The following is a 15,987-nucleotide window of genomic DNA, read 5'->3' on the forward strand; positions in this document are numbered from 1 at the left end:
TGCAGCAACTCGCGGGCTTTTTGCTTTCTGCTTTAAGCTTTCAGCTAAGGATTGAATATGAGCAATGTATATGTAATAGCGGACAATATTGTGGCGCCTCTGGGCCGTACGGCGGCAGAGAATTTTGCTGCCGTGCGCAGCGGCAGGAGCGGCATACAGCAGCACCGCGACCCGCTGCTGTCCCCCGCGCCCTTTTACGCCGCTATGATGCCCCCCGGCCAGTTGGAAGCCTACGCAGAGGGATATAACTTAAGTGAATATACGAAATTTGAGCAGCTCCTGATCCTGTCCGTGCAGGATGCGCTGGCGCAAACCGCGCTTGATATCACGGACGGGCGTACGGCCTTCATTGTGTCTACCACAAAAGGCAACATAGCATTGCTGGAGCAGCAGCCGGATGCACCGCCATACGGGCAGATGGAACTGTTTGGCGCGGCACGGAAAGTAGCCGCTTACTTCGGGTACCAGGCAGCGCCCATCGTGGTGAGCAATGCCTGTATATCCGGGCTGCTGGCCGTTTTGATAGGCCGGCGCCTGATCGCTTCCGGGCAGTATGACCATGCCGTAGTAACGGGTGCAGATGTAATGACGCAGTTTGTGCTGTCCGGCTTCCAGTCATTCCAGGCAGTGAGCCCGGAGCCCTGCCGACCCTTTGATGCGGAGCGCAAAGGCGTTACGCTGGGGGAAGGCGCCGGTACCGTGGTGCTCAGCAAGCGGCAGGAGCTGGCGCCTGCTGGCGCCGTGCTGGCCGGGGCCGGGTCTGTCAGCAATGATGCCAACCATATTTCCGGGCCTTCACGCACGGGGGCGGAGCTGGGCATGGCCATGCGGAACGCCATGCTGCACAGCGGGCTGACACCGGCCGATATTGGTTTTGTGTCCGCCCACGGCACCGCCACCCTGTACAACGATGAGATGGAGGCCAAGGCCCTGCACCTGGCCGGCCTGGAACAAACGCCGGTAAACAGTTTCAAGGGGTACTACGGGCACACCCTGGGCGCCGCCGGGTTGATAGAGGCCATTATTGGCATCCGCGCCCTGCAGCAGCAGGTGGTGCTGCCCACACAGGGCTTTTCGCAACCGGGCGTAAGCCTGCCGGTAAACGTGAGCCGTACGCTGGAGCAGCGGTCCATGCGGCACTACCTGAAAACAGTGTCCGGTTTTGGCGGCTGCAACGCCGCTATGGTGTTCTCGCTGGTGTAACAACGATCATTCGTAATAAAACATATGGAATTTTTCGCCAAAGAAACAAAAACAGCATTGCAGGCCAAGGAAGCCGCCCTGCAATTGGCTTTTGCGCCGGTAGCTTTCCAGGCTGCGCGGGCCCTGCGGGATTTCGGTATCCTGAAGCTGATCAGCAAAAGCGGGGCCGCTGGGATGACCATCGAGGAGATCATGCAGGAGGTATCCCTGTCCCGCTACGCCATCCGGGTACTGCTGGAAGCCGGGCTGGGCATGGAACTGTTGATCGTTAACAATAAAAGATATTCCCTTACCAAAACCGGTTACTTTATTGAGCATGATACGCTGACCCGCATCAACATGAACTTTGTACAGGATATCTGCTACAAGGGCATGTACCACCTGCAGGACAGTCTCCGCGAAGGCCGGCCCGCGGGCCTGCAGGAGCTGGGCCCCTGGGACACCATCTACCCGGGCCTGCCGCTGCTGCCGCCGGAAACAGGAAAAAGCTGGTTTGATTTTGACCACTATTATTCCGACCTGGCTTTTCCCCAGGCGCTGCCCATCGTATTTAAAGATAAGCCCCGCAGGCTGCTGGACATTGGCGGCAATACCGGTAAGTGGACCCTGGCCTGCACGGAATATGACAAGGAGGTACAGGTCACTATGTTTGACCTGCCCGGCGAAATAGCCCTGGCGCAGCAGCGGGTGCAGGAAGCCGGCGTGGCGGACAGGGTATCCTTCCATACGGCCAATATCCTGGATGAAAGCCTGCCTTTCCCGCAGGGCTTCGACGTGATCTGGATGAGCCAGTTCCTCGACTGCTTTTCCGAAGCGGAGATCGTTTCCATCCTCAAACGTTGCCGCGAGGCCTTAACGCCCGGGGGCGCCATTTTCATACTGGAGCCTTTCTGGAACCGGCAGGTATTCAAATCCGCTGCCTTCTGCCTGCAGCAGACCTCCCTGTATTTTACCGCCATGGCCAACGGTAACAGCCAGATGTATCATACGGACGAGTTTTTCCAGTGCATTGCCGATGCCGGCCTGCAGGTAGTGGAGGAAGATGACCGGATGGGATTGAGCTATACATTGTTGAAATGTGTAAAAGCATGATAAATAAAAATGTAAAATCTTAAATGAAAAATGTAAAATGTAAAAGTTTACATTTTACATTCTATCAGTAAAACATCAAAATAAATGAACACAGAACAGGTGGATGTATTGGTGATTGGCGCCGGCCCGGCCGGTACGGTAGCCGCATCCATTATTCATCAGGCCGGGTACAAGGTGAAGATCGTGGAAAAGCAAAAGTTCCCGCGCTTCGTGATCGGTGAAAGCTTGTTGCCCCGCAGCATGGAAGCCCTGCAGGAGGCCGGCTTCATTGAAGCCATTGACGCACAGGGTTTCCAGCGTAAGTACGGCGCCAAGTTCGTGAAGGATAAGGGCGTGTGCGATTTTACCTTTGAAGAGCAGTTTACAAAGGGCTGGACCTGGACCTGGCAGGTAACCCGTGCGGATTTCGACAAAACGCTGGCGGATACCTGCGAAAAGATGGGCATCGCTGTAGCATATGAAACAACAGTAACGGACATACGCTTTAACGGGCAGGAAAGTCTCACCACGGTAACCGATGCGCAGGGCAACCAGCAGCAGATACAGGCGCGCTTTATAGTGGATGGCAGCGGTTACGGCCGGGTGATACCCCGCCTCTTTAACCTGGAGAAGCCATCCAACCTGCAGCCCCGCAAGGCGCTGTTTGCGCATACCGTAGATGTGCGCCGCTCCATGGCGGACGAGCCTAACCGCATTACCGCGGTGGTGCACCGCCCGGGCGTGTGGATCTGGATCATTCCTTTCTCCAACGGGAATACCTCCGTGGGGTTTGTGGGCGATCCTTCTTTTTTTGCACAGTATGCCGGTACGCCGGAGCAGCAGTTCCGCGCCCTGCTGGAAGCGGAGCCCTATACCAGGGAACGTTTCCGGGATGTGGAGCTGGTATTTGAGCCGCGGGTGCTGGAGTCCTGGTCCGCTACCACGGACAGGTTCTACGGGGAAGGTTTTGTGCTGACGGGTAATGTAACGGAATTCCTGGACCCGATCTTTTCATCCGGCGTAACTTTGGCGTGTGTGTCCAGCCAGACAGCCGCCAGGCTGGTGATCCGCAAGTTGCAGGGCCAGGCGGTGGATTGGGAAAAAGAATACATGGAACCTGCCATGCAGGGCGTCAATACATTCCGCTCTTATGTTATGGCCTGGTACGAAGGTACCCTGGATACCATTTTCTTTAACCCTACGCCCAACCCGCTGGTAAAGCAGCAGATCTGCTCCGTGCTGGCGGGCTACGTATGGGATATGGACAATCCTTTCGTAAGCAATCACCAAACGGCGCTGAAGCGGCTGGCGCGCGCTATTGAACTGACAGAAAAAATAAAGGAAGGCAATTGAGCAACGGAACGGCATATATTACAGGTAGTTGCGTGATCCGGCAGCACCAGGTGTACAATAACGGCGTCCTGCGCTGGCAGGACACGCCGGGCACGGCGCTGCCCGAATTCCTGCGCAACGGCTACGATCACTTTTCCGGGCAATATCCCAAGTTCCATAAAATGGATCATCTCTCCAGGCTGGGATGGCTGGCCGCAGAAGTACTGCTGCAGGCAGCGGAAGTAGAGGATCATTTGCCCGGGCAGGTAGCGATCGTGCTGAGCAACCGCAGCACCAGCCTGGATACCGATGCCCGTTATTATAATACCGTAAAGGATATTCCCAGCCCGGCGCTGTTCGTATACACCCTGCCCAATATCGTGATAGGGGAAATATGCATCCGGCACGGCTTTAAAGGCGAGCATGCCTTTTTTACAACCGAAGGCTTTGATGCGGAGCTGGTAAGGTCCTATGCACAGTTGCTCCTGGATACCAATGCCGCCACCGCCTGCATCTGCGGCTGGGTGGAGGTGATGGACGGGGCGTATGAAGCGGCCCTGTATTTTGCCGAGAGGAGGGAAGTGAGCGGCGCGCCGCTCTTCACCGTTGAAAACGTAAAAAAAATATATGCAGGAAATATGAGGTGAGCATCATACATCATATTTCTTACTTCAAACATCATACATGATATATGGAAAAACTGATGGCCGATCTGAAATCGCAGATCATTGCGCAACTGAATTTGCAGGAGGTAAAACCGGAGGATATAGGAAATGATCAGCCTTTGTTCAAGGAAGGATTGGGCCTGGACTCTATTGACGCCCTGGAACTGATCGTATTGCTGCAGCAGCATTATAACATCCGGATCGCCAACCCGGAACAGGGCCCGGAGATATTCCACTCTGTGCGCTCCATGGCGGAATACATCACGGCGCACCAAAAGCAGCAGGGATGAGCGGGCAGGTATGGGTAGCCGGCGGCGGCGTGATCTGCGGCATAGGCGCTGACCTGCGGGCCTGCCTGGAGGCTTTTGCCCGTATGGAGCCCGGCATGCAGGATATGCAGCACCTGCGTTCCATACACCGCGGCGTACTGCCGGTGGCGGAAGTAAAGGCGGATAATGACGCCCTGGCCGCGCAGGCGGGCCTGCCGGCCAGTGTGAGCAGGACAGCGTTGCTGAGCAAGATAGCAGCAGAGCAGGCCTGGGCATCCACCGGCCTGGGCAGCCTTGCACCTTACCGTACAGGATTGGTGTCTGCCAATACCGTAGGCGGCATGGACAAAACAGAAGATTTCTTTGGCGCTTACCTGCAACATCCGCAGCAAGGTCGTTTGTGGCAGGTGTTGCATCATGAATGCGGCAGCGTAACGGAGCTGGTGGCCGATGCCATGGGCATCCGGCAGCAGGTGTCTACTATCAGCACGGCCTGCTCTTCCGGCGCCAATGCGCTGATGTACGGCGCCCGCCTGATCCGGCATAACATCGTGGATGTGGTGATAGCCGGCGGGGCGGATGCGCTGACCCGCTTTACCCTTAATGGATTCAATACCCTGATGATACTGGACCAGCAGCCCTGCAGGCCGTTTGACGATACCCGGGCAGGGCTGAACCTGGGAGAAGGGGCCGGCTACGTGGTGCTGGTAAGCGACGCCGTAGCGGCGCAACTGCCCAATGGGCCCTGGTGCCGGCTGAGCGGTTATGCCAATGCGAATGATGCTTACCATCAAACGGCCTCTTCGCCGGAAGGCACCGGTAATTACCTGGCCATGAAGGGCGCGCTGGAAATGAGCGGGCTGCAGCCTGCGGACATTGCTTATATTAACCTGCACGGCACCGGCACGCAGAACAATGACGAGTCTGAAGGCAAGGCCATACAACGTTTGTTTGCGCCGTACTACCCGGCTATGAGCTCTACCAAGTCATTTACCGGGCATACGCTGGGCGCCAGCGGCGGCATAGAAGCAGTATTTTCCGCACTGGCGGTGCAGCAGGGCGTTATATACCCGAATGCGCATTTTGCCGTTCCCATGAAGGAATATCCGTTCACTCCGGCTACTTCCTTTTCAAAGGGCAACCGGCTGACGCATGTAATGTCCAATTCTTTCGGATTCGGAGGCAATTGCTCGAGTCTTATCTTCTCAGGGTTCAATTGATAACGCAATGAATTAATAATTAAGCATTAATAATGAATAATACAAGCAGCATATGTGTTACACTTCATTGCCAATGTACATCGCCCTACGATTCTTAATTATTAATTATTAATTCAGTAAAGGCATGAACATTTATATCCAGGGAACCGGTTGCGTATCACCGCAAGATACTACGGTAGTGGAGCCTTTCCTGGCAGGTATCAGGGAATACGAGGGCGACCGCCTGAAAGCTGTGGAGCCGGATTACAGGCAGTGGATAGACCTGAAGCTGATCCGCCGCATGGGGCGCGTGGTAAAAATGGGCATCGCCGCGGCGAAGCTAAGCCTGCAGGAAGCGGGTATCGATATGCCGGACGCTATTGTGACCGGCACCGCCTATGGCTGCCTGGAAGATACCGGCATTTTCCTGTCCAGGATGGTGGCCCAACAGGAGGAAATGCTGACGCCTACGGCGTTTATCCAGTCCACCCACAATACGGTAGGCGGGCAGATCGCGCTGCTGCTGGGCTGCCATGCCTATAACAATACGTTTGTGCACCGCGCGTTCTCTTTCGAAAGCGCATTGCTGGACAGCATGATGCTGCTGCAGGAGCAGGCCGCCCGGCAGGTATTGGTGGGCGGTGTGGACGAGATCACGGATCACAGCCACCGCATCCTGTCGCGCTTTGGGCTGTACAAGCAGGCGCCGGTACGCAATACTGCATTGCTGCAAAGCCATACCGGCGGTACCATTGGGGGGGAAGGCGCAGCCTATTTCATGCTGGGCACGGAAAGAAATGTGCGTACCGTAGCCAGGATCACCGGCCTGGCCACCATCTATAAACCTGCGGACGAACAGGAAATGGATGCGGCTGTGGAGGCTTTCCTGGCGGCGCATCATTGCAGCAGCGGGGATATAGACCTGCTGATCAGCGGGCGCAACGGTCATGCGGGGGAGAACAGGCATTTCACGCGCCTGGAACAAAAGTTGTTCCAGGGCTGCGCCGTAGCAGGCTTCAAGCATTTGTGCGGGGAATATCCTACCGCATCGGCCTTTGCCACCTGGCTGGGGGCACGGATATTGCATGGACAGCAGTTGCCGCAGGGACTTTTGTTTAGTGGCGCAGCACCGCGGCAACTGGACAGGATATTGATCTATAATTGTTACCAGGGTACCCATCACTCCCTGATCTTATTAGACAGAACATGACCTACCGCCTCACAAATATCATCACCTTTGCGCTGCTGGCAGTTCTGCTGGCGCTGCATAATTTCTGGCAGCCCCTGTCATGGTGGATATTTGTGTTGTTGCTGATACTGTATGTGGCGGTACTGGCCTGGGGATCGGTGAACATTGCTGCAGGCTTTTACATGCCGGTTACCTGCCAGGTGCGCACGCAGGAAAAGGTAGTAGCGCTTACTTTTGACGATGGTCCGCTGCCGGCTTTTACGCCGCAGTTGCTGGACATCCTGCAGGAGCGCCAGGCGCCGGCCGCTTTTTTCTGTATCGGCCATCATGTAGCGCAGCAGGAGGCCCTGCTGCAGCGCGTGCATGCGGAGGGTCACCTGGTAGGCAATCACAGCTATTCCCATCATTTCTGGTTCGATCTTTTCGGGGCGGACCGTATGCTGGAGGAGCTGCGCCGTACGGATGCCTGCATAGCGCAGGTGACGGGGCAGCGGCCGCATTTCTTTCGCCCGCCTTACGGGGTTACCAATCCCAACCTGCGCAGGGCCGTAATGCGGGGCGGCTATTTCCCGCTGGGCTGGAGCATCCGCTCGCTGGACACCGTGGCTGCGGGAGAGGAGCAACTGCTGCACCGCATCACCACGCACCTGCATCCCGGCGCCATTATCCTGCTGCACGACAGCCGGGAGATCACCGTAAAGATACTGCCGGCGCTGATCGATCATATTCGCAGCAGCGGGTACCGGATAGAAAGAATTGATAAAATGTTAAACATACCTGCTTATGCGTAGATGGATGTTTTTGTTATGTTGCTGCTGTGTGATGCAGGCATATGCGCAAACCGGCGGATTTAAACCGGTGGCCAACCTGGAAGCGTTCAAACAGCAGTTTGCCAAAGCAGCGCAAAATACACAGTCCATACAGGCCGATTTTGTGCAGGAGAAACACCTGAGCATGCTGTCGGACAAGATCGTTTCCAAAGGAAAATTCTGGTTCAGGAAAGAGAACAAGGTGCGCATGGAATACCAGCAGCCCTCCTATTACCTGATGATCATGAATGGTAAGAATATCATTACCAGGGACGGGCAGCGGCAGAACCGGGTGAATACCGCGGGCAACAAGCTGTTTGAGCAGATCAACCGCATTACCGTGGATTGTGTGCGCGGTAACGTGCTGAACAATCCTGACTTTAAAGCTGCCGTGCTGGAGAACGCGCAGCACTACCGCCTGGACCTGACGCCGGTGTCCAAAGCGCTGCAGCAGTATTTTAAAACGATACAGTTGCTGGTGGACAAGCAGGATTATTCCGTATCCCGGATCATTATGCTGGAACCTGGCGGCGATCATACCACTATCAGCTTTTTACACAAACAAATGAATGTGGATATTCCTGATGCGGTATTTACGGCCAAATAAATACAGTTGGCTTGTATGCATGGGCTGCCTGCTGGCCGGCTGTTCCTCCGCTTACCGCGGGTTGCAGCGCAGCGCCGGCGATGTGGCCTGCATACGGCAGTTCCGGCCGCAGTTCAGCAACACGCTGTACAGCACCCAGGTGGATGTGCTGCAACATCACCTGAGCGGGCTGCTGTTCTTCAAGCAGATGCCGGACAGCAGCCTCCGGGTAGTATTTGCGAACGAGATGGGATTCAAGTTCTTCGATTTTGAGTTTACCAGGGACGGCGGTTTTGTAAAGCATTACATGCTGCCCAAAATGGATAAAAAAGCAGTGGTGAAGACCCTGCGCAATGATTTTGAGCTGGTGTTGCTGCGGCCATCGCTGCAGCAGGCGTATGTGCTGGAGGACGGCAGCCACCGGTATATCACCGTGCCCACGGCCAAAGGCAATAACTATTACGTGACAGACACGGCCTGCGCCCGGCTGGAGCGGATAGAAAAGGCATCCAAACGGAAGCCGGTGGTAAAGGTGTGGATGCGTCATTACCGGGAAGGAGTGCCGGATACCATCCGCATACAGCATCAGAACTTTAAGTTTAATATTTCACTACAACGTGTAGCACAATGATGTTGGCAGGAAATTTTTATACCATTGTAGCATCGGAGCAAACGCCGGAAACGTTTACCGTATCGCTGGCGTTGAATGCCGCGCATCCCATTTTTGAAGGGCACTTCCCCGGGCAGCCGGTAGTGCCGGGCGTTTGCATGATGCAAACCATACAGGAGCTGCTGGAACAGTGCCTGCAGCGCAGGCTGCTGCTGCAGAAAGCCGCCAATATGAAGTTCATGACCATGATAAACCCGGTGGCGCAGCCGCAGGTGAGCGTAACGCTGCAATACGCGCTGCAGGATGGCGGCCTGGTAAAGACCAGCGCCGTGATCAGAAGCGGGCAAACGGTATTCATGAAATTCCAGGGCACCTTCAGGATCAGTGGTTAGTTGTTACCCGCCGGCACCACAACATATATGGCAAACGAAATACGCAACATAGCAGTACTGGTTCCTACCTACAACAACGCCGCTACACTGGGGCAGGTGTTGCAGGACGTGCTGTCTCATACACAGCATGTCATTGTGGTCAATGACGGCAGTACGGACCATACTGCGGAGGTGCTGGACCAATATCCCACCGTGCAGCGCGTGGAGTATGCGCCCAACCGGGGCAAAGGCATAGCGCTGCGCCGCGGCTTTGCCTATGCGCTGCAGCAGGGCTACACGCATGTGATCACCATGGATGCGGACGGGCAGCATTTTGCCGCGGACCTGCCCGCTTTCCTGGACCGGCTGGAGGAGGGTGGGGACGCCATCATTATCGGTGCGCGTAACCTGCAGCAGGAGAACATGCCGGGCAAGAATACCTTCGCCAACCGCTTTTCCAATTTCTGGTTCTATGTAGAAACCGGCCTGAAGGCCCCGGATACCCAGTCCGGCTACCGCCTGTACCCGCTGCTGCTCATGGAGCGTATCCGCTTCTGGTGCACCCGCTACGAGTTTGAGGTGGAAGTGCTGGTGCGCAGCGCCTGGAAGGGGATCAGGATAGACTGGGTGCCGGTGCAGGTATATTATCCTCCGGCGGAGGAAAGGGTATCGCATTTCCGCCCCTTCCGGGATTTTTCCCGCATCAGCGTACTGAATACGGTGCTGGTGCTGATCACCTTCCTGTACATCAAGCCGCGCGACTTCATCCGTTTTATCCTGAAAAGGGAAACCTGGATATGGTTGTGGAAGGAAGTGCTGCTGAACCCCCGGGAGTCCAACGGGAAAAAGGCCCTGTCCGTAGGCTTCGGCGTGTTCATGGGCATTGTGCCCATCTGGGGTTTCCAGATGCTGGTAGCATTGCTGCTGGCCAGCCTGATGCGGCTGAACAAGGCCCTGGTGCTGATTGCCGCCAACATCAGCATACCGCCCATGATCCCGCTGATCATCTTCGGCAGCTTTTTGATGGGCCGGGTATGGATGGGCACAGACGCCACTTTCCTGGTGTTCAGCAAGGATATTACGCAGGAAGCGGTGCAGCGTAATGTGCTGCAGTACCTCTACGGCAGTGTGACGCTGGCGGTAATAGCAGGGCTCACAGCGCTGCTGGTGACCTATATATTGTTAATGATATTCAGAAAGCCAAGAATTAATGGGTAATTTCTTCGTAAGCATTTACAATTTCTTTGCCGCGCGCAAAGCCTGGCTGTGGACCTGCGCCATTGCCTGCTTTGCGCTGGCGGCGGTGCTGGCTGCGCGCATACAGCTCGAAGAAGATATTACCCGTATACTGCCCCGGGACAAAACGCTGGACAAGCTGCAGCAGGTGTTCAGCGATTCCCGCTTTGCGGACAAGCTGGTGCTGATCATTGCACAGGAAGATACCACTGCTGCGGCACAGCCGGACAGCCTTACCCGGTTTGCCGCTGAACTGGGGCTTACCCTGGCGGAAAATGAATCGCTGTCGCCCTACATCAAAGCGGTGCAGGAAAAAGTGCAGGACAGCATGATGATGCACCTGGTGCAAACTGTGCAGAATCACCTGCCCCTGTTCCTGGAAGAAGAAGATTACAAGACCATTGATTCCCTGGTAGCGCCGCAACGCCTGCGGCAAACGCTGGAAAATAATTATCATACGCTGATCTCCCCGGCAGGACTGGTGCTGAAGAAAATGATACAGGCAGACCCGGTGGGGATGTCGTGGATAGGCGTTCAGCAACTGCAGCAGCTACAACTGGATGAGCAGTACGAGCTGTACGACGGGTACATTATGACCAGGGACCACCGCCATTTGCTCATGTTCGTTACCCCGGCTTATCCGCCGAACGCCACCGGTAAGAATGCCCGTTTCCTGGAGCTGTTACAGGCATCGCTGGACAGCCTGCAGCAACATCATCCTGCTACGGAGGCCTTTTATTTCGGCGCTACGGCCGTATCTGTGGGCAATGCGCAGCAATTGCGGCAGGATACACTGTTTACGCAGGGCATTACCGTGGTGCTGCTGATCGTGCTGATCGCGGTTTTCTTCCGGAAGAAACGCGCGCCCCTGCTGGTGATGCTGCCGGTGGTATTTGGCGCGCTGTTCTCGCTGGCCTGCATATACGTGATCAAGGGCCGCATTTCGGTGATTGCGCTGGGTGCAGGCGCGGTGGTGCTGGGCATTGCAGTGAATTATTCCCTGCACGTATTCAACCACTACCGCCACCTGGGCAATATCCGTGAGACCATCCGCGAGCTGGCCACGCCCATGACCATTGGCAGCTTTACCACGGTGGGCGGTTTCCTGTGCCTGCAGTTTGTGCAGTCGCCCATGCTGAAGGATGTGGGCCTGTTTGCCGCCCTCAGCCTGGTAGGCGCTGCCCTGTTCTCCCTTATATTTTTACCGCACTGGATCACATCCGCGCAGCCGCATATCCACACGTCCGTGCACCGGCGCACCTGGCTGGACAAGCTGGCCGCTTACCGCCCGGAGAAGAATAAATACCTGGTGATCGGCATCCTGCTGCTGACCGTATTGTTCTGCTTCACTGCCGGGAAGGTGGGTTTCGAGAGTGATATGATGCGGCTGAATTTCATGCGCCCGGAACTGAAAGCGGCGGAATCCCGGCTCAATCACCTCAACGCTTATACGGCGCAGTCCGTATACGTGGTAACGGAGGGCCGTACCCTGGAAGACGCGCTGCGGGAAAACGAGCGCATGCTGCCGGTATTGCAGCAACTGGAGCAGCAGGGCATTGTGAAGCGGCATGCCGGCGTAGGGGGACTGGTGTTGTCCGAACAGGCGCAGCGGGCCCGTATCGCGCGCTGGAACCGGTACTGGACAGCAGAGAAGAAACAGCAGCTTATCGCCACCCTGCAGCAGCAGGGGCCGCAGTCAGGCTTCAGCGCCTCCGCGTTCACGCCCTTTGCGGAATGGCTGCAGCAGGATTTTACCGTAATGCCCGCCGCCGTGCAGCAGCAACTGCTGGCGGGCGCTCCCGGCGATTACATCACCCGGAAGCAGGACCAGGTATCACTGGTAACCCTGCTGAAAGTGGGCGAAGGGCAAAAGCAGGCCGTGTATGACGCGCTGGCCTCCCGGCCGCATACCACCGTACTGGACAAGCAATATGCCGCTAACCGCCTGGCCGTGGTGATACGCAATGAATTCAACAGCATTGCCTGGATGACCTCCCTGCTGGTGTTCTTTGCCCTGCTGCTGTCCTACGGCCGTATAGAGCTGGCGCTGATCACCTTTATTCCCATGCTCATCAGTTGGATATGGATACTGGGCATCATGGGCATGTTTGGCATCCGGTTCAATATCGTGAACATCATTCTCAGCACTTTTATTTTCGGGCTGGGCGATGATTACAGCATCTTTACGATGGACGGCCTGCTGCAGCAGTACCGCTCCGGCAAAGCGCAACTGCCTTCTTTCCGCTCTTCCATCTTTTTCTCCGCCATTACCACCATGCTGGGCCTGGGCGTGCTGATATTTGCAAAGCATCCCTCCCTGCGTTCCATTGCGCTGATCTCCATTATTGGCATAGGCTGCGTGGTAGTGATATCGCAGGTGCTGATACCCTGGCTGTTCAACTGGCTGATCACGAACCGGGTGCGCAAAGGCTACGCGCCCTGGACGGCCAGCGGCTGGACGCTGTCCGTGATCGCCTTTACCTATTTTACCCTGGGCAGCTTTTTACTGACGGCCGTGGGCTTTGTATTGATCCGGCTGAACCCTTTCAACAAGCAAAAAGGAAAATACCTGTACCATGTGTGCCTGTCCTGGTTTACCTGGTCGCAGTTGCACATCATGGGCAATATTAAAAAACGGGTGGTCAATCCCCTGAAGGAAACACTGGAGAAGCCTGCTGTCATTATCAGCAACCACCAGTCCTTCCTGGACATCCTCATCTCCGTTTCCCTGAACCCTAAAGTTATTTTACTGACCAATGAATGGGTGTGGCGCTCGCCGGTATTCGGCGCAGTGGTGCGGCTGGCGGAGTACTACCCGGTGGCGGAAGGCGTGGAAGCCAGTGTAGACAAACTGCGCGGTATGGTGGAGCAGGGCTATTCCATCGTGATCTACCCCGAAGGCACCCGCTCTCCCGACCCGGTGATCAAACGCTTTCATAAAGGCGCTTTTTACCTGGCGGAGCAACTGGGGCTGGACATACTGCCGGTGCTCATCCACGGCACGGCCTACAATATGAGCAAGGGCGATTTTCTGCTGAAGAACGGCACCATCACGGCTAAATACCTGCCCCGCATACACCCGCAGGATGCGGATTGGGGAGAGGGCTATGCAGCCCGCACCAAAAAGATCAGCCGTTATTTCAGGCAGCAGTATGAAGCGCTGCGGCAGGAGCTGGAAACACCGGCCTATTTCCGCGAGCAACTGATCTACAATTACATTTATAAAGGACCGGTACTGGAGTGGTACATGCGCATTAAAACCCGCCTGGAGAAAAACTATGCGCTGTTTCACTGCCTCTTGCCGGAAAAGGGGCGGATCATGGATATTGGCTGCGGTTACGGCTTTATGTCCTACATGCTGCACTTCCTGGCTGTGGAACGTATTATCACGGGCGTGGATTATGACGAGGACAAGATCGCTGCCGCGCAGCATTGTTACCTGAAGAATGACAAGCTGGATTTTGTGCATGCGGACATTGTCAACTATACTTTCGGAAAGCAGGATGCCTTTATCATCAGCGATGTGCTACATTACCTGCAGCCGGAAGAGCAGGCGCAACTGCTGCAGCGCTGCCTGGACCAGTTGGAGCCCGGCGGCGTGATCGTGGTGCGCGACGGGGATGCCGGGCTGGATAAAAGGCACCAGGGCACGCGTCTTACGGAATTTTTCAGCACCCGGGTGCTGGGCTTCAACAAAACCAAACAGCAATTGTCCTTCTTCTCCGCTGCCCGGTTGCGGCAGTTGGTAACGGACATGGGCGCCAGCCTGGAGGAGATTGATCAGACGAAGTATACATCGAATGTAGTATATGTGATCAGTAAGAGCAAAGTGGAAGTATGAGGTAGGATATCAAAAGCAAGACTCTTCCTACTTCATACATCGTACATCTTACTTCCTGCTTCAAATACACATTATGAATTACGACATCGCCATAATAGGAAGCGGCCTCGGCGGTCTTGTTTGCGGCGCTATGTTGAGCCGCAACGGGTACCGTGTAGCCATATTCGAAAAGAATAAGCAGATCGGCGGCAGCCTGCAGACCTACGCGCGCAATAAGGCCATTATCGACTCCGGCGTGCACTACATTGGCGGCCTGGGAGAAGGGCGTACCCTGAACAGGATATTCCGTTACCTGGGCATTATCGACAAGCTCAAGCTGCAGCGCCTGGATATGGACGGTTTTGACCATATTGCTTTTGCCGGTCATGAAAAAGTGTACCGCCTGGCCCAGGGCTACGATAATTTTATCGGGCAGTTGCTGAAGGAGTTCCCGGGGGAGCGCAGCGCGCTGGAAGCCTATTGCCATACCATGAAGGATGTGTGCAGCCGCTTTCCCCTGTACAACCTGCGCACCGGCAGCTACGCGGAAAAGCAGGAAGTGCTGAACATCAATGCCAGCGGATTTTTCAGGCAGCTTACCAGTGATGAGCGCCTGCAACAGGTGCTGGCCGGCAATAACCTTTTGTACGCCGGCGTGCCGGACAAAACCCCGTTTTACGTGCATGCGCTGGTGGTGAACAGCTACATAGAAGATGCCTGGAAATGCGTGGACGGCGGCTCCCAGATCGGCAAATGGCTGGCCCGCGGCATTATGGAAAAAGGTGGCGTGATCTTCCGGAATACGGCCGTACGGCAGATCATAGGGGAAGGCAACCGGGTAGACCATATTGTGCTGGACAACGGGCAACAGGTAAGGGCTACGCATTATATTTCCAACCTGCATCCCACCCAGACCATGGATATGACGGAGAGTGAGCTGATACGCAGCGCTTACCGCAGCCGCATCAGTACCCTGGAAAATGCGATTGCGCCTTTTGTGCTCAATATCGTATTGAAACCGGGCACTTTTCCCTACCTGAACTATAACTACTACTACCACCAGACGGATGATGCCTGGGCGGGCACCAGTTACCGGGAGGACAACTGGCCGCTGACCTATGGCCTGTTCGCCTCCGCCAGCTCCCGCCACATGCCGTATACGGATAGCCTTTCCGTGCTAACCTACATGCATTACCGGGAGGTAGGGCCCTGGCAGCATACCTTCAATACCACCTCGCTGGAGCAGCCGCGAGGAGCGGACTACGATGCCTTTAAGCGGCGCAAGGCGGAACGCCTGCTGGATGTGGTGGAGCAGCGGTTTCCCGGCCTGCGCAATTGTATAGATACCTGTTACACCGCTACACCGCTCTCTTTCCGTGATTACCTGGGCACGGCGGATGGCAGCATGTACGGCGTGCAAAAGGACTATAAGGATGCGTTAAAGACCATGATCACGCACCGTACTAAACTGTCCAATTTGTATCTTACCGGGCAAAACCTGAACTTGCATGGCATATTGGGCGTTACCATCAGCGCTGTGATGACCTGCGGGGAAATACTGGGACTGGACTGGCTGGTGGAGGAAATAAATAAAAAGTAAAAAATAAAAAGTAAAAAAGAAAGAAGC

14 protein-coding genes are annotated in these 15,987 nt (G+C 55.6%); all 14 read left to right on the forward strand.

What is annotated here, in order from left to right; genetic code table 11:
• Positions 1-57: 57 nt before the first annotated feature.
• The 14 genes from LX66_RS12075 (at position 58) to LX66_RS12140 (ending at position 15,960) form a co-directional block, all read left to right on the forward strand.
• On the forward strand, positions 58-1,203 hold the full coding sequence (locus tag LX66_RS12075; protein WP_145713584.1) for a beta-ketoacyl-[acyl-carrier-protein] synthase family protein: 1,146 nt from the start codon (positions 58-60) through the stop codon (positions 1,201-1,203).
• A gap of 24 nt (positions 1,204-1,227) precedes the next feature.
• Positions 1,228-2,295, forward strand: a complete 1,068-nt coding sequence (locus LX66_RS12080; protein WP_145713586.1) for a class I SAM-dependent methyltransferase — start codon at positions 1,228-1,230, stop codon at positions 2,293-2,295.
• A gap of 84 nt (positions 2,296-2,379) precedes the next feature.
• Positions 2,380-3,627, forward strand: coding sequence for an NAD(P)/FAD-dependent oxidoreductase (locus tag LX66_RS12085; RefSeq protein WP_145713589.1), 1,248 nt, complete (start codon positions 2,380-2,382; stop codon positions 3,625-3,627).
• Positions 3,624-4,253 (forward strand): hypothetical protein, encoded by a 630-nt coding sequence (locus LX66_RS12090; RefSeq protein ID WP_145713592.1) that lies wholly within the window; start codon positions 3,624-3,626, stop codon positions 4,251-4,253. Before LX66_RS12085 ends, LX66_RS12090 begins: the two co-directional genes overlap by 4 nt.
• Positions 4,254-4,297: 44 nt before the next feature.
• Positions 4,298-4,561, forward strand: coding sequence for a phosphopantetheine-binding protein (locus LX66_RS12095; protein ID WP_145713595.1), 264 nt, complete (start codon positions 4,298-4,300; stop codon positions 4,559-4,561).
• Positions 4,558-5,760 (forward strand): beta-ketoacyl-[acyl-carrier-protein] synthase family protein, encoded by a 1,203-nt coding sequence (locus LX66_RS12100; RefSeq protein ID WP_145713598.1) that lies wholly within the window; start codon positions 4,558-4,560, stop codon positions 5,758-5,760. Before LX66_RS12095 ends, LX66_RS12100 begins: the two co-directional genes overlap by 4 nt.
• Positions 5,761-5,884: 124 nt before the next feature.
• Entirely contained in the window at positions 5,885-6,949 is a 1,065-nt protein-coding gene (locus LX66_RS12105) for a beta-ketoacyl synthase chain length factor (protein ID WP_244620381.1), read from the forward strand.
• Positions 6,946-7,719: a polysaccharide deacetylase family protein gene (locus tag LX66_RS12110; RefSeq protein ID WP_145713601.1), complete on the forward strand. Its 774-nt coding sequence runs from the start codon at positions 6,946-6,948 to the stop codon at positions 7,717-7,719. Before LX66_RS12105 ends, LX66_RS12110 begins: the two co-directional genes overlap by 4 nt.
• Complete coding sequence (locus LX66_RS12115; RefSeq protein ID WP_145713603.1) at positions 7,712-8,344, forward strand: outer membrane lipoprotein carrier protein LolA; 633 nt, start codon at positions 7,712-7,714, stop codon at positions 8,342-8,344. Before LX66_RS12110 ends, LX66_RS12115 begins: the two co-directional genes overlap by 8 nt.
• A 19-nt stretch (positions 8,345-8,363) precedes the next feature.
• Positions 8,364-8,954 (forward strand): hypothetical protein, encoded by a 591-nt coding sequence (locus LX66_RS12120; RefSeq protein ID WP_145713605.1) that lies wholly within the window; start codon positions 8,364-8,366, stop codon positions 8,952-8,954.
• Complete coding sequence (locus tag LX66_RS12125; protein ID WP_145713608.1) at positions 8,951-9,325, forward strand: hotdog family protein; 375 nt, start codon at positions 8,951-8,953, stop codon at positions 9,323-9,325. Before LX66_RS12120 ends, LX66_RS12125 begins: the two co-directional genes overlap by 4 nt.
• Positions 9,326-9,352: 27 nt before the next feature.
• A complete protein-coding gene (locus LX66_RS12130; protein ID WP_145713611.1) occupies positions 9,353-10,522 on the forward strand; it encodes a DUF2062 domain-containing protein in 1,170 nt (389 codons plus the stop codon).
• Complete coding sequence (locus LX66_RS12135; RefSeq protein WP_145713614.1) at positions 10,515-14,381, forward strand: trifunctional MMPL family transporter/lysophospholipid acyltransferase/class I SAM-dependent methyltransferase; 3,867 nt, start codon at positions 10,515-10,517, stop codon at positions 14,379-14,381. The genes LX66_RS12130 and LX66_RS12135 overlap by 8 nt, the downstream gene beginning before the upstream one ends.
• A 73-nt stretch (positions 14,382-14,454) precedes the next feature.
• Complete coding sequence (locus LX66_RS12140) at positions 14,455-15,960, forward strand: phytoene desaturase family protein (RefSeq protein ID WP_145713617.1); 1,506 nt, start codon at positions 14,455-14,457, stop codon at positions 15,958-15,960.
• The last annotated feature ends 27 nt before the right edge of the window (positions 15,961-15,987 follow it).

Origin of the sequence: Chitinophaga japonensis, from assembly GCF_007830125.1 — a bacterium.
Taxonomy (GTDB): domain Bacteria; phylum Bacteroidota; class Bacteroidia; order Chitinophagales; family Chitinophagaceae; genus Chitinophaga; species Chitinophaga japonensis.